This is a genomic window from Ensifer sp. EB106-03-01-XG145 (assembly GCF_058792075.1).
On sequence record NZ_JBYTEC010000044.1, the window covers coordinates 1 to 18,678 of the forward strand.

The 18,678-nt window shown below is 60.9% G+C and carries 18 protein-coding genes and 2 pseudogenes; 11 read left to right on the plus strand and 9 right to left on the minus strand.

The genetic code is table 11. From position 1 onward, the window contains the following. The 3 genes and pseudogenes from AC3WWH_RS33750 to kduI form a co-directional block, all read right to left on the minus strand. Positions 1-119: pseudogene (locus tag AC3WWH_RS33750) on the minus strand (5-dehydro-4-deoxyglucarate dehydratase); the annotation flags it as partial. Positions 120-227: 108 nt separating this feature from the next. Beyond that, positions 228-971 carry a 2-dehydro-3-deoxy-D-gluconate 5-dehydrogenase KduD gene (gene kduD / locus AC3WWH_RS33755; RefSeq protein ID WP_058324681.1) on the minus strand — a complete coding sequence of 248 codons (744 nt, stop codon included), beginning with the start codon at positions 969-971 and terminating at the stop codon, positions 228-230. Then, positions 968-1,792, minus strand: a complete 825-nt coding sequence (gene kduI / locus AC3WWH_RS33760) for a 5-dehydro-4-deoxy-D-glucuronate isomerase (RefSeq protein ID WP_058324682.1) — start codon at positions 1,790-1,792, stop codon at positions 968-970. The genes kduD and kduI overlap by 4 nt, the downstream gene beginning before the upstream one ends. A gap of 133 nt (positions 1,793-1,925) precedes the next feature. On the opposite strand from kduI, the gene AC3WWH_RS33765 reads away from it, so the two are divergent. The 9 genes from AC3WWH_RS33765 to AC3WWH_RS33805 all read left to right on the plus strand — a co-directional run bounded on the left by AC3WWH_RS33765 (position 1,926) and on the right by AC3WWH_RS33805 (position 9,905). After that, entirely contained in the window at positions 1,926-2,720 is a 795-nt protein-coding gene (locus AC3WWH_RS33765) for an NAD-dependent epimerase/dehydratase family protein (RefSeq protein WP_058324683.1), read from the plus strand. A gap of 3 nt (positions 2,721-2,723) precedes the next feature. After that, positions 2,724-4,241, plus strand: coding sequence for an aldehyde dehydrogenase (NADP(+)) (locus AC3WWH_RS33770; protein ID WP_058324684.1), 1,518 nt, complete (start codon positions 2,724-2,726; stop codon positions 4,239-4,241). 75 nt (positions 4,242-4,316) lie between these two features. Beyond that, a complete protein-coding gene (locus AC3WWH_RS33775; protein WP_058324685.1) occupies positions 4,317-5,054 on the plus strand; it encodes a FadR/GntR family transcriptional regulator in 738 nt (245 codons plus the stop codon). 81 nt (positions 5,055-5,135) lie between these two features. Next, positions 5,136-5,876 (plus strand): FadR/GntR family transcriptional regulator, encoded by a 741-nt coding sequence (locus tag AC3WWH_RS33780; protein ID WP_058324686.1) that lies wholly within the window; start codon positions 5,136-5,138, stop codon positions 5,874-5,876. A 45-nt stretch (positions 5,877-5,921) separates the two neighbouring features. Then, entirely contained in the window at positions 5,922-6,272 is a 351-nt protein-coding gene (locus AC3WWH_RS33785; protein ID WP_373419936.1) for a cupin domain-containing protein, read from the plus strand. Positions 6,273-6,393: 121 nt separating this feature from the next. Continuing rightward, the gene (locus AC3WWH_RS33790; RefSeq protein WP_058324687.1) at positions 6,394-7,416 is read left to right on the plus strand and encodes an ABC transporter permease; all 1,023 of its coding nucleotides are present in this window, start codon (positions 6,394-6,396) and stop codon (positions 7,414-7,416) included. Then, a complete protein-coding gene (locus AC3WWH_RS33795) occupies positions 7,416-8,303 on the plus strand; it encodes an ABC transporter permease (RefSeq protein ID WP_058324688.1) in 888 nt (295 codons plus the stop codon). The genes AC3WWH_RS33790 and AC3WWH_RS33795 overlap by 1 nt, the downstream gene beginning before the upstream one ends. A 4-nt stretch (positions 8,304-8,307) precedes the next feature. Then, positions 8,308-9,144, plus strand: a complete 837-nt coding sequence (locus tag AC3WWH_RS33800; protein WP_058324689.1) for an ABC transporter ATP-binding protein — start codon at positions 8,308-8,310, stop codon at positions 9,142-9,144. Further along, positions 9,144-9,905, plus strand: a complete 762-nt coding sequence (locus tag AC3WWH_RS33805) for an ABC transporter ATP-binding protein (protein ID WP_058324690.1) — start codon at positions 9,144-9,146, stop codon at positions 9,903-9,905. The genes AC3WWH_RS33800 and AC3WWH_RS33805 overlap by 1 nt, the downstream gene beginning before the upstream one ends. Positions 9,906-10,404: 499 nt before the next feature. Here AC3WWH_RS33805 and AC3WWH_RS33810 read toward each other — a convergent pair whose 3' ends face one another. From AC3WWH_RS33810 to AC3WWH_RS33820, 3 genes are all read right to left on the minus strand, one after another. Continuing rightward, positions 10,405-12,003, minus strand: a complete 1,599-nt coding sequence (locus AC3WWH_RS33810; RefSeq protein ID WP_058324691.1) for an ABC transporter substrate-binding protein — start codon at positions 12,001-12,003, stop codon at positions 10,405-10,407. A gap of 86 nt (positions 12,004-12,089) precedes the next feature. Next, positions 12,090-12,719 carry an SGNH/GDSL hydrolase family protein gene (locus AC3WWH_RS33815; protein ID WP_058324692.1) on the minus strand — a complete coding sequence of 210 codons (630 nt, stop codon included), beginning with the start codon at positions 12,717-12,719 and terminating at the stop codon, positions 12,090-12,092. An 18-nt stretch (positions 12,720-12,737) separates the two neighbouring features. Further along, complete coding sequence (locus AC3WWH_RS33820) at positions 12,738-13,886, minus strand: mandelate racemase family protein (RefSeq protein WP_058324693.1); 1,149 nt, start codon at positions 13,884-13,886, stop codon at positions 12,738-12,740. Positions 13,887-14,501: 615 nt separating this feature from the next. On the opposite strand from AC3WWH_RS33820, the gene AC3WWH_RS33825 reads away from it, so the two are divergent. Beyond that, positions 14,502-15,356, plus strand: a complete 855-nt coding sequence (locus AC3WWH_RS33825; protein WP_058324694.1) for a DUF932 domain-containing protein — start codon at positions 14,502-14,504, stop codon at positions 15,354-15,356. A gap of 468 nt (positions 15,357-15,824) precedes the next feature. On the opposite strand, the gene AC3WWH_RS33830 is transcribed toward AC3WWH_RS33825, so the two are convergent. Then, the gene (locus AC3WWH_RS33830; protein WP_058324695.1) at positions 15,825-16,004 is read right to left on the minus strand and encodes a hypothetical protein; all 180 of its coding nucleotides are present in this window, start codon (positions 16,002-16,004) and stop codon (positions 15,825-15,827) included. 445 nt (positions 16,005-16,449) lie between these two features. Here AC3WWH_RS33830 and AC3WWH_RS33835 point away from each other — a divergent pair, with 445 nt between their 5' ends. Beyond that, complete coding sequence (locus AC3WWH_RS33835) at positions 16,450-16,761, plus strand: DUF736 domain-containing protein (RefSeq protein WP_058324696.1); 312 nt, start codon at positions 16,450-16,452, stop codon at positions 16,759-16,761. 110 nt (positions 16,762-16,871) lie between these two features. Here AC3WWH_RS33835 and AC3WWH_RS33840 read toward each other — a convergent pair whose 3' ends face one another. Beyond that, positions 16,872-17,168 (minus strand): WGR domain-containing protein, encoded by a 297-nt coding sequence (locus AC3WWH_RS33840; RefSeq protein WP_082641192.1) that lies wholly within the window; start codon positions 17,166-17,168, stop codon positions 16,872-16,874. Positions 17,169-17,229: 61 nt separating this feature from the next. Next, a pseudogene (traG, locus tag AC3WWH_RS33845) lies at positions 17,230-18,602 on the minus strand (Ti-type conjugative transfer system protein TraG); the annotation flags it as partial. Positions 18,603-18,678 lie beyond the last annotated feature (76 nt).

Genomic DNA, 18,678 nt, shown 5'->3' on the forward strand with positions numbered 1-18,678 from the left:
AGCCACTCGACATGCGCCTTGTAGCTTTCCGGCGCAAAGCGACCGTCCTTGTCGAAGTGCGTGACCGGGAAGGAAAGCAGGCCCGATCCAAGCGCGGCCTTGATCTGTTCTGGGGTCATTTCTTAATCCTCTACGTGTTTTCAGGATGATAAAATTTCGGGGCACGGGCCGGTTCCGTATCAACTCATCATATAACTCATATGATGAGTTCGCAGTCGGCGACAGCATCAGCGAGCCAGCCAGCCACCGTCCACATTGAGAATGGCGCCGTGAATGTAATCGGCCGCAGTCGACGACAGGAAGACGGCAGCACCGGCGATGTCTTTGGGCTTGCCCCAACGATTGGCTGGGATGCGATCAAGGATCGCTTTGTTGCGATCGGGATCGTCGCGCAGCGCTTCGGTGTTGTTGGTTTCGATGTAGCCGGGTGCGATCGCGTTCACATTGATGCCCTTTGCGGCCCACTCGTTGGCAAGCAACTTGGTGAGGCCCGACACGCCATGCTTGGCGGCCGTATAGGATGGCACTCGGATGCCGCCCTGGAAGGACAGCAACGACGCGATGTTGACGATTTTTCCGGGCCGGCCCTTAGCCAGCAGTTCTTTGGCAAAGACCTGGCACGTGAAGAACAGCGCTTTCAGGTTAACGTCCATGACGTCATCCCAGTCGGCCTCGCTGAATTCCACCGCATCGGCGCGGCGGATGATGCCGGCATTGTTGACGAGGATATCGTAGCCCTTTCCGGCAAAAACATCGCGCGCGGCCAGGGGATCGGCAAAGTCCAGAGCAAGCGGTGCAGCTGTCCCGCCAGCTCTTGCAATGATTTCAAGCGTTTCCTCGGGCGCGCGGCGCGCGGCGCAGATTACTTCGGCGCCAGCCGCAGCAAGGCCTACGGCGATCGCCTGCCCAAGCCCGGTGTTCGCGCCGGTGACAAGGGCCTTACGGCCTTGAAGCGAAAAGAGATTTGTCACTTCAGTTCCCCGGGCTGGATGAACTCCATATCGGTATAGTCGACATTGTCGCCGGCCATGGCCCAAATGAAGGTATAGGATCCGATGCCGGCGCCCGAGTGGACGGACCAGGGGGGAGAAATCGCGCCTTCCTCGTTGGAAATGAAGAGATGGCGGGTTTCCTGTGGTTCGCCCATCAGGTGCAGCACACGGGATTTTTCGTCCATGCCGAAATAGAGATAGGCCTCCATGCGGCGATCATGGATATGCGCAGGCATCGTGTTCCACACCGAGCCATCTTCAAGCGTCGTATAGCCGAGAACGAGCTGGCAGCTTTCCATGACGAGCGGATGGATGAACTGGTTGATCGTGCGCTTATTGGAGGTTTCGGTCGTGCCGAGTTTGACTTCCTTGCTGTCAGCAATGGTGACAAGCCGGGCGGGCAGGCTGCGATGGGCCGGGCAGGACGTGATGTAAAAGCGCCCCTCTCCGGAGAAGGTGACGGGGCCTGTTCCCATTCCGAGATAGAGAACGTCGCCGCGGTTGAGGGTGTAGGTGCCCTGTTCGGTCGTGACCGTGCCGATTTTGCCTACATTGACGACGCCCATCTCGCGCCGATCGAGGAACGAGGGCGTCTTGGTCTCTTCCACCCCGTCGAGCGTCAGCGGCTTGCCCGCGGGAACGGCGCCGCCCATCACGAAGCGATCGTAATGGGTATAAATCAACCGGATCTCACCCGACCGGAACATGTCCTCGGCCAGAAAATGCCTGCGGAGACCCTCGGTATCGAGCGTCTTTGCATAGTCCGGATTGACGGCTTGCCGCGTTTCGACGGTCAGCATGAAAGTCCTCCTTCAGTGATTGCGACCAACATATAATATGTGGTAGGCATAGTTGTATGATATGTCTGACAACGTCAAGAGGCAAATGCCAACCTCGATTTTCGATTGCAACACCTCAATGGGAAGACCTGGAATGAAACGCCTTCTCATCACTGGCGGGGCGGGTCAGCTTGGCCGTGTGATGCGCACACGGCTCTGTGGCCTGGCCGATACGATCCGCCTTGCTGATCGCACAGGTCTTGGAGCACCAGCTGACCATGAGGAGTTCGTCCAATGCGATCTTGCCGACGGTCAAGCGGTGAATGCCATGGTCGCTGGCTGCGACGGTATCGTCCATCTTGGCGGAGCGTCGGTCGAAGGTCCGTTTGAGGGGGTCCTGCGCGGCAACATCGTCGGTCTTTACAATCTTTTCGAAGCCGCTCGCGCCAATGGCCAGCCGCGCATCGTCTTTGCCAGTTCCAACCATACGATCGGCTATTATCCGCAAACCGTCCGGCTCAAGCCCGACGCCCCGTTCCGCCCGGATGGGCTCTACGGGGTCTCCAAATGCTTCGGCGAGGCGCTTGGGCGCCTGTATTTTGAGAAGTTCGGGCAGGAGACGGCACTGGTTCGGATCGGCTCCTGTACCCCAGAGCCAACGAACCACCGGATGTTGTCGACCTGGCTTTCGCACGAAGACTTCGCATCGCTGATCGAGGCGATCTTCCGCGTCCCGGTTTTGGGCTGTCCCGTGATCTGGGGTGCATCGGCAAATGACGCCGGTTGGTGGGACAACGCACACCTCGGCTGGCTGGGCTGGAAACCCAGGGACAATGCCGAATTCTTCCGGACGCGCCTTTCGGAGGCCTCGCCGCAGCCCGGCCCCGACGAATCCATGGCTCGCTTTCAGGGCGGTGTCTATGTCGACAATCCGATCCTTAGGGAGTGATGAATGATCTTCAAACCGCATGGAAAACATCTGGTCGCAGGCGAATGGATCGCAACCGGGCAGACATTCAAGAGCGAGCCGGCGTCTGGCCCGGCCTTTGATTTCTCCGTCGGAACGACCGAACTGGTGAACAAAACGGCCGAGGCCGCGGAGGAAGCCTTCTGGTCCTTCGGCTACTCGACCCGCGACGAGCGCGCAGCATTCCTCGACGCCATCGCCGACGAGATAGAGGCGCGCGGGGCGGCGATCACCGAGATCGGAAGCGCGGAGACCGGATTGCCGGGCGCCCGCCTTGAAGGCGAGCGCGCACGCACGACCGGCCAGCTTCGGCTGTTTGCCTCCCATATTCGCAAGGGCGAGTACCTCGACAGGCGTCATGACGAGGCATTGCCGGATCGCAAGCCCCTGCCCCGTTCCGACATCCGTCTGATCCAGCGGCCGATAGGTCCCGTTGCCGTGTTCGGTGCCTCCAATTTTCCACTCGCCTTCTCGACCATGGGCGGCGATACCGCCTCGGCTCTCGCCGCAGGTTGCCCTGTTGTGGTCAAGGGTCATTCGGCCCACCCGGGGACCGGCGAGATCGTCGCCGAGGCTGCCCTGGCTGCCATCAGGGCGCACGGATTGCACCCAGGTGTGTTTTCACTGATCCAGGGTGGCCGCCGCGACGTCGGTACGGGCCTCGTGACGCACCCGCTGATCAAGGCGGTCGGCTTCACCGGTTCACTTGCCGGCGGGCGGGCGCTCTTCGACCTTTGCGCAGGGCGGCCGGAGCCCATTCCCTTCTTCGGCGAACTCGGCTCGGTGAACCCCATGTTTCTCCTGCCGGAGGCGATCAAGGCGCGCGGCGCGGAGATCGCCAAGGGATGGGCAGGTTCACTTACCATGGGGGCCGGGCAATTCTGCACCAATCCGGGCATCGCGGTGATCCTTGCCGAGCAGGCGCCCGCCTTCGCGGAAGCTGCCCGCGCAGCACTTTCAGGCGTCGAGCCGCAGGTCATGCTCACCGAAGGCATCGCCAGGGCCTATCGCGAAGGACGCGACCGCGTATCGAAGGGGGGCGGCGTTCGCGAGATTCTCAGCACAAGCTGTGGTCAGCGGGATGCCACGCCCAATCTCTTTCTCGTCCCGGCGCGTGAATGGCTCGACAATCATGTCCTTGCAGAGGAAGTCTTCGGTCCACTTGGACTGATCGTCACGGTCGAGAGCTTCAAAGAGATGATCGTGGTGGCAAAGCGTTTCAAGGGGCAGTTGACGGCAACCCTCCATCTCGACGACGGCGATGTCGATTTCGCGCGCAAGCTCATGGTGATCCTTGAACGCAAGGCGGGCCGTATCCTGGCCAACGGCTATCCGACTGGCGTCGAGGTCTGCGATGCGATGGTTCACGGCGGTCCCTATCCCGCGTCCACCAATTTCGGCGCAAGCTCGGTCGGTACCATGGCCATCCGCCGGTTCCTAAGGCCAATCTCCTATCAGAACATTCCTGAGCGGCTGATGCCTCAGTATCTGAAGTCGGCGTAGCGACGGATTGCGCCATCACCCATTGATGGCGTATCCACAAACGGACCGACGAAGATCTTGGAAGCGGCCCCTTGCATGATGACAGCGACGACATCCGATCCCTCCGTCTTCCAGGGCAAAACGCTCGTGGCGCAGGTGACGGATGCTCTTCGTTCCCAGATAGCCAAGGGGCGCTACAATCCCGGCGACCGCCTGCCGTCCGAAGCACAGCTCACCCAGGAATTCGGCGTTAGCCGCACAGTCGTACGCGAAGCGATTGCGGCCTTGCGCTCCGACGGTCTGGTCGAACCTCGGCAGGGAGCGGGCGTATTCCTGCTGGAGCAGGCTGCGTCCGCGCGGCGGCCGTTTCAACAAGTCGACCTCACGCGGGTGTCGTCGCTGATCGAGATGCTGGAGCTTAGAACCGCAGTCGAGGGCGACGCGGCTGCGCTTGCAGCCCTTCGCCGCTCGCCCGGTCAGGAAGGCAAGCTCATCGAAGCCTTTGATGCCTTCAGGGCCTGCGCGGCTGCGGGCAAACCGACCGCCGAGGCTGATTTCGGCTTTCACGTCGCGATCGCCGAGGCAACCAACAATCCGCGCTTTAGCGAGTTTCTTAAGGCGCTCGGACCGGCCGTCATCCCCCGTCGCGCCATCGTTGATAGCGGCGAGGAGGCTCTTCTTCCTGCCGACGAACTCAGCCGTCTTGTGGACGAACACGAGGCAATTCTTCTGGCCATACAGAACGGCGACGAGGATGCAGCACGCGCGGCGATGCGCAACCATCTCAAGAACAGCCAGATACGCTACCGCTCCATGTTGCGCGCCGCACGCTGAGGATGCGCGTCCGCAGCCGCCCTTGCATTCGAACAGATAACGGCTAACATGCCAGACAGGTTCGACACAGGCGGAGTGAAGATGGAAGCCGAAAACAATCACGTTCGCGGCACCTCGCTGGCGGCAAAGATCAGCGCTGCACTGCGCCGCGAGCTGACGGAGGGTGTATTTCGCCCCGGCGACAGGCTTCCGAGCGAAAGCGCCCTCACAAAGGAATATTCCGTCAGCCGGACTGTCGTTCGGGAGGCTATCGCGATCCTGCGTGCAGACGGTCTTGTCGAGGCACGCAAGGGCGCCGGCATCTTTGCTCTTGAAACCCAGCAGGACAAGAACCAGCCCTTCAAGGACCTTGCGACCCAACGGATTTCCTCGGTGATCGAACTCCTTGAATTGAGGACGGTTTTCGAGGTGGAATCAGCAGGGCTTGCGGCATCCCGCCGTTCGGCGGCACAGATAGAGGCGATCCTCGAGGCCCATCACCGTGTCGGCGAATGCCTGGCGTCGGGTGCGCCCACGCGTGACGCAGATTTCGAGCTTCACCTGGCGATTGCGGAGGCCACACAGAACCGACGCTTCCCGGAGTTTCTTCAGTTGATCCGCTCCGGCATCATCCCGCGTGGCGAATTGCAGGGGTCGGCGCCCGGATCGCGCCCTAAGGACTATAACCTCCACCTGCAGGAGGAGCATGGCCAGATCGTCGATGCCATCATCGAGGGAGATGCGGAAGCCGCGCGTGAACGGATGCGCGCCCACCTTCGTGGAAGCCTGGAGCGCTACAAGGTGCTTTTGCGTTCGCGCACCATGGCAATCGAAGAAAGTTGATTCGGATGCCGACAACATAGTTGTCATACAAATATAAGAACATGTATGGTGATGATGTTATACAACATCGCCGAGGTTCACATGACTCTCCCCACTTTCCCCGCAGTATCGCCGGACGCTGGCGTGACCCGTCAGGTTCTTTCCGATTCCCCCGAACTCATGGTCGTGTCGTTTCGCTTTGAATCCGGTGCTAAAGGCAAGCTGCACCGCCACTCGCACGTGCAATCCACCTATGTGGCGCGCGGCCGTTTTCGCTTCTTCCGCAACGGCGAGGCCTATGAATTGCAGGCTGGCGACAGTCTCGTTATCCCCGGAAACACCGAACATGGCTGCCAGTGCTTGGAGGCGGGCGAGCTCATCGACTGCTTTACGCCCCGGCGCGACGATTTCCTGTGATCGGTTTGGCTTGACAGCATGACAAGCCTGTGACAGGTTTGCCGAAGTTGTCATACAGGATAGGAGCCTGTACCGCCTTACCTTCAGGCGACTGACACACGGAGGAACCATGTCAGGAACCATGTCACTACGCCGCATCCGCTTCTATGGCGTGGCCGGACAGATCGGGACCATCGCGGTCACGCTGCTCGGCCTGCTTCTCCTGACCTTTTTCATCGGACGGCTGATGCCTGCCGATCCCGTCCGCGCCATCGTCGGAGAGGACGCGACCCGCGAGACCTATGAGCAGGTTTATCGCTCTCTGGGCCTCGACCGACCGCTCTGGGAACAGTTCTTCTATTATCTCGGTGACGTCTTCACAGGCAATTTCGGCACCTCCATTCGAACCGGCCAGCCTGTGATCCAGGATATCCTGCATGTTATGCCGGCGACGATTGAGCTTGCGACCTTCGCGATCCTCATCGGCGCGGGGCTTGGCGTTCCGCTCGGCGTCCTTGCCGCCGTCAACAAGGATCGCTGGCCGGATCATGTCGTGCGCGTCTTCAGCCTCTTCGGCCATTCCATGCCGATCTTCTGGACCGGCATGATCGCGCTGATCGTTTTCTACGCCCATCTCGGCCTCGTTGGCGGCAGCGGGCGGATGGATCAGTTCTATATCGGCCTTGTCGAGGAACGCACGGGCTTCCTGCTCATCGACAGCCTCTTGGCGGGTGAGATGGACGTCTTCTGGTCAGCGGTCAACCACATCATCCTGCCGGCTGCCCTGCTCGGCTATTCCTCATCCGCCTACATCACGCGTATGACGCGCAGCTTCATGCTCGATCAGCTCGGCCAGGAATACGTGACGACCGCGCGTGTGAAGGGTCTTTCGCGCAGCCAGACGATCTGGCAGCACGCCTTCATCAACATCCGCGTCCAGCTGGTCACCATCATTGCGCTTGCCTACGGCTCCCTGCTCGAAGGCGCAGTGCTGATCGAGACGGTTTTTGCCTGGCCGGGTTTTGGCCAGTACCTCACCAGCAACCTCATCACCGGCGACATGAATGCCGTCATGACCTGCGTGCTGATCGTCGGCATCATCTTCATCGGACTGAACCTCCTATCCGACGTTCTCTACCGCATCTTCGATCCGAGGACACGCTGATGGACACACGCGTTCAACCCACCTTCCGTCTGCCGGCTCCCGTTCAAGCGCTGAAGAACATCGTTCTTTTCCTGCTGAAGAGCCCGACTTCGACCTTCGGCCTTTTCGTGCTGGCGTTGCTTGTCCTTGTCGCCGCCTTCGCGCCGCTTATCGCGACCCATGACCCCTATGCGCAGGATCTCGCTTACACCTTGCAGGCGCCCGGCAACGGTCACCTCTTCGGTACCGACGAGCTCGGCCGAGACATCTTCAGCCGGCTGGTCTTCGGCGCGCGCATCACGCTCACGATCATCTTCCTCGTCTCGATCGTCGTCGGTCCGATCGGTCTCATCATCGGCACGTCGGCCGGTTACCTCGGTGGCAAGGTCGATACGGTGATGATGCGGATCACCGACATTTTTCTGTCCTTCCCGAGCCTCATTCTCTCGCTCGCCTTCGTCGCAGCACTCGGCCCAAGCCTGAACAATGCCATCATCGCGATCGCGCTCACCTCCTGGCCGCCCATCGCACGGCTGGCGCGCGCCGAGGCGATGACCTTCCGCAAGGCGGATTACATTTCGGCTGCGCGACTGCAAGGGGCCTCCTCGACGCGCATCATCTTCAAGTCGATCATGCCGATGTGCCTGCCTTCGGTCCTCATCCGACTGACGTTGAACATGGCGACAGTCATCCTGACCGCCGCCGGCCTCGGCTTCCTCGGGCTCGGTGCGCAACCTCCGCTTCCGGAATGGGGCGCGATGATCGCGACCGGCCGCAAGTACATGCTGGACAGCTGGTGGCTCGTCACCTTCCCGGGCATCTCCATCCTTTCCGTCAGTCTCGCATTCAACCTGCTTGGCGACGGCTTGCGTGACGCGCTCGATCCGAAGCAGATGAACCGGAGATAGCCCCATGGAAAAGACCATTCTCGAAGTCGAGAACCTGCGCATCCGCTATGGCGGCGCTCCGACGGACGCAGTGCGCGGCGTCTCCTTCACTCTGGGACGCGAGCGTCTCGGTATCGTCGGTGAAAGCGGCTCCGGCAAATCGACGGTCGGACGCGCGCTTTTGCGCCTTCTGCCTGGCGCAACCATCACCGCCGACCGGCTTCGCTTTGCCGAGCTCGATCTGCCGTCGCTCTCCGAAAAGGAAATGCTCAAGGTCCGCGGCCGGCGCATGTCGATGATCCTGCAGGATCCGAAGTTTTCGCTGAACCCCATTCGCCGCGTCGGCGACCAGGTGGCGGAAACCTATCTGCGGCACTTCAGGTGCTCGAAGGCCGAAGCGCGCGACAAGGCCCTTGCCATGCTTGAAGCGGTAAAGATCCGCGACCCGAAGCGCGTCTACGACCAATATCCGCACGAGATATCCGGTGGCATGGGCCAGCGTGTCATGATCGCCATGATGCTGCTTGCCGACCCGGACCTCGTCATCGCTGACGAGCCGACTTCGGCGCTCGATGTGACGGTGCGGCTGCAGGTGCTGAACATCCTTGATGGTCTTGTCCGGGATCGCGGCATCGGCCTCATCATGATCAGCCATGACTTGAACCTGGTGCGTAACTTCTGCGACCGCGTCCTGATCATGTATGCCGGTCGCATCGTTGAAACCTTGGCCGCCGCGGACCTCGACAAGGCCAAGCATCCCTATACGCGCGGCTTGCTCGCGGCACAGCCGCGGATCGGCGGCGGGCGCGCGCCGCTTGCCGTGCTTGATCGCCGTCCTGAATGGCTGGAGGAAATTGCCTGATGTCCGTTTCAGTCGAATGCCGCGATCTCGCTATCACCTTCGGCACGGGTCCAACGGCCGCCAAGGTTCTTCCAGGCGTCACCTTCTCGGTGCAACCCGGCGAGTGCTTCGGGCTCGTTGGCGAAAGCGGCTCGGGCAAATCCACGGTCCTGCGCTGCGTTTCGATGCTGACAGACATTTGGACCGGTGACATTCTCATCGGCGGAAAGCCGGTGCGCGACATGCCGCTCATCGAGCGTTGCCGCATGCTGCAGATGGTGTTCCAGGACCCTTACGGCTCGCTGCATCCGCGCCAGTCGGTGCGCACCGTCCTCAACGAGCCGCTCGTCATCCACAAACTTGGTGACCGCGAAGAGCGCATTCGCAAGGCCATCACCGATGTCGGCCTCCCGATCTCGTTCCTCGACCGGTTCCCTCATCAGCTCTCCGGCGGCCAAAGGCAACGGGTGGCGATCGCTCGCGCGTTGATCCTCGAACCATCGCTGTTGCTGCTCGACGAGCCGACGTCGGCGCTCGATGTTTCGGTGCAGGCGGAGATCCTCAACCTGCTTCAGCGCCTGCGGGACGAACGTGGCTTCACCTACATCATGGTGACGCACGATCTCGCCGTGGTCGACCATATGTGCGACCGCTTTGCCGTCATGCTCCATGGCGAAATCACCGAAGTTCTGCCGCGCGAGGCGATCCCCGCAAATCGCGCAACCCATCCCTATGCCCGAGAACTGATCGGTGCATCGCTGGAATACGAGGGCGCGCACTGACGTTCCCTGACGCTGGGCGCTCCCCAAATGCAAGACGGACTTCCTCAGCTTGCGACGCGTGACAAGGTTTCTCCCCCCGACTTGCCCGGCCCAGTGCCGGGCATTTCTTTTGCAGCAAAGAAGACTGATTTTGAGTGCGGTCGTGACGGAATTAGCGGGGCCGTCAGGACGACCCTCGCCGAACGGAGGTCGCGTGCCAGGGAAGCTCGCACACTGCATCTGCAAAGCTATGCTTTGTTTCCTCGCAATGTGTTCGATCGTCGATGGGAGGCGGTTCAGGTATCGACACCGGGTCAATGGCGACGGCCGTGCCTGTCAGGCTGGTCACGGCCCAACGAGCGGTCAATGCTCCTGCCGCTCCGGGCGTCGCCAATACCGTGTCTGACATGCACCGCCACTCGCGGCCTTGCCCGACGTAAGAAACCTGCACTGGCCCAAACAACAAAAAGGCGCGCCTGGCGACGCGCCTTTCCAAACCCGTTGAAAGCGAAGCCTGGGGTTACCGTTCCTTCTTCACTCCTTCGAAGCGCGAGAGCCATGGGCTGACGATCATGCCCTTCACGTCGCTTCGGTAGGCTGCTGTGTCGACGACTTCCGAGAACGGCTGGATCGACATGACGATCTCGTCCATGTAGGTCTGTACGCCTTCATAGAGCTTGATCTGCTTGGCGGTGTCGCGCTCGACCAGCGCCTCCTCGATCATCTTGTTCAGCTTCTCGTCAAAGAAGCTGGTGCGCCAGCTCTGGTAGTTGGTGAGCTTCGCGTCATCGGAATTGTTCGGGTTATAGGCAACGGACCGCAGGTTGTTGTCCGGGTGCGGCTGCTGACCGCCGCCGCCGCGACCGAGCAACAATTCGAACTTCCGTTCACGCATGGCACCGTAGATCTGGTCGCCCGAACCGCTGATGAGCTCCGCCTGAATTCCGGCCTGGCCGAGTGTGTTCTGGATGGCGGTCGCCGCCTTCATGAAGGGGTCTTCGGAAAGGACGCGCAAGGTGGTCTTGAAGCCTTCCGGATAGCCCGCCTCTGCAAGCAGGGCCTTGGCCTTCGCGACATCCAGCTTGTAGCCCTCGTCCGGCAAGGCGCCAAGCACACCCGTCGACAGCGGCCGCTGGTGCAGCTTGCCGTAGTAGGGCATTACCGCCTTGTCGAGGCCTTCGTAGTCGATGAGGTAACGAAGCGCCTCACGGACCTTCTTGTTGGCGAACCGTTCATCCTTCATCGAAACGCTGAGGTAGTAGAAGCCAGAGCCCGGAGTCGACTCAATCGTGATCGCCTTGTCGGCTTCCAGCGATTTCAGGTCCGGCGCCTGAAGCGAGTAGGCAACGTCGATGTCGCCCTTTTCCAGAAGCAGGCGCTGCGACTGCGATTCCGGCAGGTGGCGAAGCAGCACGCGCTTCATGCCCGGCGCTTCGCCCCAGTACTCGCCGTTGCGGGTGAGGATGATGAACTCGTTCGACTTCCACTGCGTCAGCGTGAACGGACCGGAGCCGGCCGAATTCAAGGTCAGCCATCCGGCGCCGAGATCGCCGTCCTTTTCGTTTTCGAGAGCCGTCTTGCTGTCGATGATCGAGCCCGGCCCGTTTTGCGCAAGGACCATCAGGAGCAGGTTCGGGTCGTCAGCCTTCGGCAGATGCAGTACGAAGGTGCGATCGTCTTCGACGACGAACAGCTTGTCGGCCGCTTCCAGCGTAAACCCGCGGGTCTTGAGGAAGGACGATTGCGCGAGGTTGCGCGCAAGCAGACGCTTCAGGCTCCAGGCGATGTCGTCGGCGGTGACGGGATTGCCGGAAGCAAACTTGGCGTCGCTGCGCAGGTGGAACCGGATCGACATGCGGTCGTCGGCCACTTCCCACCGTTCCGCCAGCCGCGGCTGAACGCTGCGGTCCTCAGGCGACAGGACGACAAGGGTGTCGTAGATGTTGTTCAGCACCTGGACCGTCTCGCGGCCGGTAATGGCTGCCGGGTCGAGGGTGAGGATGTTGCTCATGGTCGTGGCGACGACGAGCTGATCCTCGGGCGTTTCGGCCTGGACGACATGGGGCATCGTGGTGACGAGAAGCGCACCGAATGCGACCGTTGCTAGAAAGTGTTTCATGCTTCCTCCTTTGCGGTCGTCCACTCGGGAACCGACCTTCCTATTACAAGATCCGCCGGCCTGTTCCTCCACAGGCAATGACCAGATCAGCCAAGAATTTCGCCGACGGGCGCCACAAGCGCCCGTCCGATTGCTGCCGTGTCTGCGGCTTCGAGATGCACACCATCGGTTTCGGACGCGCGCGTAACCGAACCAGCGTCAAAAAATCGATGGCCAAGCTCGTTCGCGAGCTTGCGGTAGAGCGGAGACAGCCTCTCGGATTCGGCCACGCTGCGGCCCGCCGCCGGCTGTCCGCCGGGACCGGGCGAACAGGGGGGCGGCGCGACGATCAGGAGCTTCGGTTTCGCCCCCTTGGGTTTGTAGGGAAAGGTTTCGACGATCTGCGCCAGCCGGCGCATTCCCGAAACCGCCCCTTCTGCCCGCCCGCCATGGACAGGCTTGATGTCGTTGGTACCGAGCATGACAATGACGAGGTCGAGCGGCATATGGCTGGCCAGCGCCACTTCCAGCGCCTTGGCGCCATTGCGGCATGCGGGCCCCGCGTGGTCGTCGTAGCAGGTAGTGCGACCACCGAGTCCTTCGGCAATGATCCTTGCCCGGCCGCCAAGCGCCTCGCCCAGAACCTCAGGCCAACGTCCTTCCGGCGGATGGCGCAGGCCCGTTGCCGGGTCAGCGCCCCAGGTCAGGCTGTCTCCGAAAGCGAGAATGGACTTCATCACAAGCTTCCTCGCTCGCTACCGGACGCGATGGTTTTCGATGAAATTGAAGTCGATATCCTCGCCAAGACCCGGGCGATCCGGCACGTGGACGTAGCCGTCGCGATCCATGGGGTCGGACAGCGACTTCAGGTAGTCGTGGCCGTCGTCATATTCGAGGAATGGATGGAGCAGGCCGCGCTCATACCAGCGGCAGTTCTTGGTGGCGGCCACGACATGCAGGTTCATCGCCGTGTTGCCGTGCACTTCGCATTCCATGCCGAATGCTTCGGCAAGGTGCATCGTCTTCAGCGCCGGCGTAATGCCGCCAACGTCGTTGACGCCTGTACGAAGGATGTCGCAGGCGCCCGCCTTGATCCACTCGGCGCGGTGCCAATGCTTCCCGGCGGCACTTTCCGGACCGACGACAGGAATGTCGAGATTGTCTGCGAGCCACTTGTAGGACGAAAGCGACTGCTCATCCATCGGCTCCTCGATCCAGTCGAAGCCAAGCGTTTCGAGCCCCCGCCCGAGTTCCAGCGCATCGGTGCGAGAGTACCAATGGAAGGCGTCGATCATCAGGCGGATATCCGGTCCCACCGCTTCGCGCACGGCGGCGCAGGCCTTGATGTCCATTTTCACGTTTGGAGCCCAGCTGACCGGCGGCATCCAGGTGTGCAGCTTGATGCCCTTGTAGCCGCGCTTGACCAGGATCTCTGCGAAGCGCCCATAGTCCTCGGGGGTTGCAAGGCCGCCCTCAAGCTCGTCACCACACATGATCGAACCATAGGCGAGGACCTTGTCGCGGTAGCCGCCGATCAAGTTGTATACAGGTTGGTTCAAAGTGCGCCCTGCCAGATCCCACAGCGCGCAATCGACGACCGCCAGGGTACGGTCCGTGAGCTGCGCAGCGGACCCGCGCTGCCAGTGTGCGAGATCCTGCCATAACCGTTCGCGATAACGATGATCCTCACCGATCAGGACCTTCTTCACAAACTTGTCGATAACGTGCGGCCGAACGATTTCCGGCGCCGTGAAGGAATGCCCCTCGTGACCGTCTTCCGTCCGAATGGTCAGCATCGCCTGCTCGACCTGATGCGGCGGGCCGGGATGCGCGTGACCAGCACTGTCCGAGTGGCGGCGAGTGGTCGTGCGGAAAACCCGCACTTCAACGTCGGTGATGATCATTATTCCTCCGGTATGCGAAAGGCGACGGCCTGGCCGCGCCAACTTGTCTAATGTGAGAATAGGCAGATGTCGGCAATCTTGTCAAATATGTATGACAGGTTTTGATAAATGCCTGATAGGTGGCGTGCCTCCTGATCGACGTCGCGCGACCTGGAGGCGATATCGCGGTCTCGCGCCACTCACCCAGCACCTTGAACCCTGGGAAGCAATGGGGCAGGCCGTAGACATTGGGGCTTGGCGAACGCGAAGGACGGGGGAGTCGGCGCCGCTTCCCTTTCGGGCCACTATGTTTGAAATTCTTGCGGCCGCCCTTATCTCACGTCTTCGCGTAACGCGAATTCCCGCTTTCCCGCGGACGCGGCGCTATCCTGAAAGTTCCGATGCGCTTCGTTTTGAAATGACCGAGCCTATCGGATCGGTTGGAGGGGGCCGAGGGACTTTGCCCGGGCGCCGCCCCCTTCTCTCCCCCAAACAGCCTTCCGCCCACCTTCCTTCGCTTCCGCTTTCGTGCAGGCGGTTCCCCGCGAAGACTGTTTTCCCCTTCCGTCCCCACCGCTCGCGCGGCCCCGGGAAGCAGGACGCGGCCCTGCTTCGCGGTCCAAAGGAGAAATGACAATGAGCATCTACGCCAGAACTGCCCGCTTCGACACTGGTCGCGCACTCACCGAGGATGAGATGCGTGGCATTGCGCTTTCGATATTTGCAACCTCGGCGCACGAGAGCCGCTCCGAGCGCTTTATGCCAATCCCGACAATCGAGATCCTGCGTGGGCTGATGAAGGAGGGCTTTGCGCTGGTCGGAGCGCGTCAGTCAGTCAGCCGCACGGAAGGAAAGGCCAACTTTACCAAGCACCTTATCCGTCTTCGCCGCCTCGACGACGGCAATGTCTACAAGGTGGGCGATACCGTTTGCGAAATCCTCCTCAAAAACGCAAATGATGGAACGAGTGCCTATGAGTTGCTCGCGGGGCTATTCCGAGTTTGCTGCCTCAATTCACTCGTGGCCCAGACCGGAACGATTGACGCGATCAAAGTCCGGCACTCCGGAGATGTTCAAGGCAAGGTGATCGAAGGAACCTATCGCGTGCTCGCGGAGGCCGAACGAGCTCTGGCAGCGCCCCAAGACTGGTCGAGCTTCACAATGGGGCGGGATGCAAAGGAGGTGTTGGCGGAGGCGGCGCATCTGCTTCGCTTTGGTGACGCCGACGGCGCTGTGACGACACCGATCAAGCCAGAACAACTGCTTGTGCCCCGTCGCCAGGAGGACCGCGCTGATGACCTTTGGACCGTATGGAATGTCGTTCAAGAAAACAGCATCAAAGGTGGGTTGCGCGGTATGGGTCGCGATGAAACTGGCAGGCCGCGCAGATCAACGTCACGCCCGATCAATGGCATCGATCAGGACATCAAGCTCAACAAGGCTCTTTGGCTTGTAGGGGAACGCATGGCCAGTTTGCTGCGCAATCGATGATGGTTTCGATCGCCTCGCGTCCAGAACAGTCTGGATGCGAGGCGATCTTCGACGGCAGCTTCTTTTCCGGTTGGATTGCGTCAGATCCGGCACAAATCGGGATGGGGGCAAGCACGCCTCCCAGCTGACGGATTGAGGGGCGCCCCAAAGCCCCGCCCCTCAAACACCCCTGCCCGCCCGAAAATTTATCCACATCCGTGCAAGCCGATGGCAATCGTCGCGTCGCGCGAAAACGGTTTTTCTTTCATTGCAGTAGGGTTTGCCGATCTTGTGGACGACCGGTGGAAAGACGGGGGATATTTAGTGCGTCGCCGCCGCAATCTTGTGCTCACCCCAAGTTGACTTAGAGTGTTTGAGCGGTCGATCGAAACCGCGAGTGTAGCAACGATCAGATTGGGGCTGGCGTCGTCGCCGGCCCCTTTCCAACTTCTACATTCGGTTCGAACAACGAAGCGACCGGCGTTGGGTTTAACGTTGCTCGCCGACCTTAGCCGGAGCAGCCGCCTCCTGTCCGGTCCGTGTCGTTTCAAGCTGGTCGTCGCTCGCCCCGAGATCTAACTTTCCCCAGATCGACGTTTTCTGCGTGCCGGACTTCGGTTTCCGCGACTGTTTAATCTCGACGATGAATGACTTTGTCTGCTGACGCATGGTTCCCCCAAGGCGACGAATCGCAATCGAACGATATCGTGCATTACGCCATTGGCAACCGTGCCTTGAGCGAGGATGGAGATGCGGCGCGAGCCGGCGGCTACGGATAAAGAAGTCTGCTGGATGCTGATCGTCGCCGGGTGGTCCTGTTTCACCCTCTTGCCAGGCAATGTTCTTTCTTGCTGCGGCAGCGTCCTGCGCGGGCTCGATGGGGCGTGTCTGACCGGAAAGCGGCTGGAGCCTCGATCGTCCTCCCGCAACGGCATCCGCAGTTTTCTTACCCCTGGCGGCTCAAGCCGCCATTCCTCGCCATCCAACAAAACTGCTCCTTGCCGCCCTCCATTTCATTTTGGCCCTATGGGTGCGGTCCGATCGTCCCCGATCTTTTCGATAGCCATCGAGGCCGCGAAGGGGGCGGCCCGAAACACCAGAAAGGAACTTCGACATGGCAACCATTGGCACTTTCACCTCCACCGACAACGGCTTCAACGGGTCGATCCGCACGCTGGCCCTCAACGTCAAGGCTCGCATTGCACGGATCGAACACCCCTCCGACAAAGGCCCTCACTTCCGCATCTATGCCGGCAACGTCGAACTGGGCGCGGCCTGGCAGAAGAGCTCCGAGCAGACCGGCCGTGACTACCTCTCGGTCAAGCTCGACGACCCGAGCTTTCCCGCTCCGATCTACGCGACGCTCGCGGAAGTCGAGGGCGAAGACGGCTACCAGCTGATCTGGTCCCGTTCCAACAGGGACTGAGGCAACTAGGCCCCGCCTCCAGGCGGGGCCACCTCTCTTGGTTCGCCCAAGCGATTACGACCACCGTTCGCGGTCGCATCGGTTCTCGCTGCGTTCGGCGGACTTCGTCGTCACTTCGAGGGGCGTTTTACCGCTGGCCGATATCCCCGGGTGCGCTTTTTTCTGAGAACATCAAGGAACAACGCGACCGCCTCTTGCTCGTTGTCGAAATGATGGACCATCGATTGGCCTCTTTGACCGATCCTTCCCCAGCGCCGCGTCAGGCAGGCCTCTCCAAACAGCGTCCGGTCGATCGACAGGGCATAGAACCGGGCCATGTTCCTGTCTGCGTCGGTTCGTTCGACATAGAGCTGGTAGGGCTGACTGAGCATGGAAGTACCATCGCCGATGCCCGGAATCCCGTCCAACGAGTGTTTTGAATCAGTCCGGCCTGATCGATTCACGTTTGTGATGGATCGCAGGGTAAGATTAGGTGGTTGTCGGCGGAGTGCGAAATCTGTTTTGCTTGACGCAGCCTCGCATGTCGGCGCGCCTGAACCATATGGCGCGACCGCATCTCAAAGGCGCATTTCCCGCCGTAAACACGATCTGCTCGTCAGCGCGCATGCGCAGCACTTCGTCCGGTTGGATGAGCGGCCGCGCCGCAATCTGCTTCGAGCGTGTACGTGACGACCCCCGCGATTGAAAGCTGCGGCTCACCTGATCGACTTCGACGGTCGTCGCGCCGCAGCGCCTTGAAACATACTCGGCCGTTTCAGGATCGTTGATGGCGGCAAACGAGATCCAGCTCGCACTCTCGAACCATTTGCTCGTGGCGTCGCGGCCGCCGAAGGTCTCGCGCATCTGGCCGATCGACTGAAAGATCAGCGTGAGTGATATCCCGTACTTACGACCGGTGTCGCGTGCCGTCTCAAGAATGCGCAGGTAACCGAGGCGGGCCAACTCGTCTAGGAGGAACAGAGCCAGGTCGCCGCCCATGCGATCGCGATTGTAGATCGCGTTCAGGAAAGATCCTATGATGACGCGAGCTAGGCCCGAATGCGTTTCCAGCGTTTTCAGATCGATATTGATGAAGACGTCCAGCGATCCGTTCAAGAGCTGTTCCGTCGAAAAACTCTTAGCTGAGACCAGGCCCGCATAGTTCTCGTAGGAGAGCCAATGACCTTCACCGCGTTGGCATAGACGCCGGAAAATGTCTCCGGTGTCATGTTGACGAATGCAGCGACGTTTTCTCTCACGAAGTCCGAGCTCGAGTTTGCGTGAATTGCCTGCAGACGTTCGCGCAGCTTCGGTTCGGGCTCTGCGAGATTCTTGCGAACCTGCCTCAGCGTCTGGTCTTCCTTGCGTGTGTGGCCAGAGAGGCAGACATCGGCAATGAGCGCGGTCAGCAGCTGCAGCCCGGACGCCCTGAAGAAATCATCGCGCACCCCGATCGCGCGACCGCTGTCGCTCATGATCCAGGAGGCAACCGCAGCAATATCCTCCTCCTTGGTTCCGCCATACCGGCCGATCCAGTCGAGTGCATTGAACCCCGCCTTGGGTTTCTTCGGGTCGAGTGTCCGAACGTCCCGGCCGGCGGCTTTGCGATGATCGACCACCATTGGCGCCACTTCATTGGAAGGGTCGAGGACGACGAGCGTGCTTCCCCATTTGAGCGCTGTCGGTACCGTTACCGAGGTCGTCTTGAAGCCGCCTGAACCAGCAAAGACGAGACCGTGCGACGAGCCGAAAGAGCCATCGAAGCACAAAAGCTGCGACCGACCGGCCGCACCCCAGGTCTCAGTCTTGTCTGCTCTAAACGGTATGGCCGCGACGCTGTCTTCATCGACCCGGTAGCCCTCTGCGCGGCGGCAATCACGGTGAGATTCAGCGTCAATCAGGATGAGACTCGGCGGCGGGGGTGTGACGAAGGGAGGG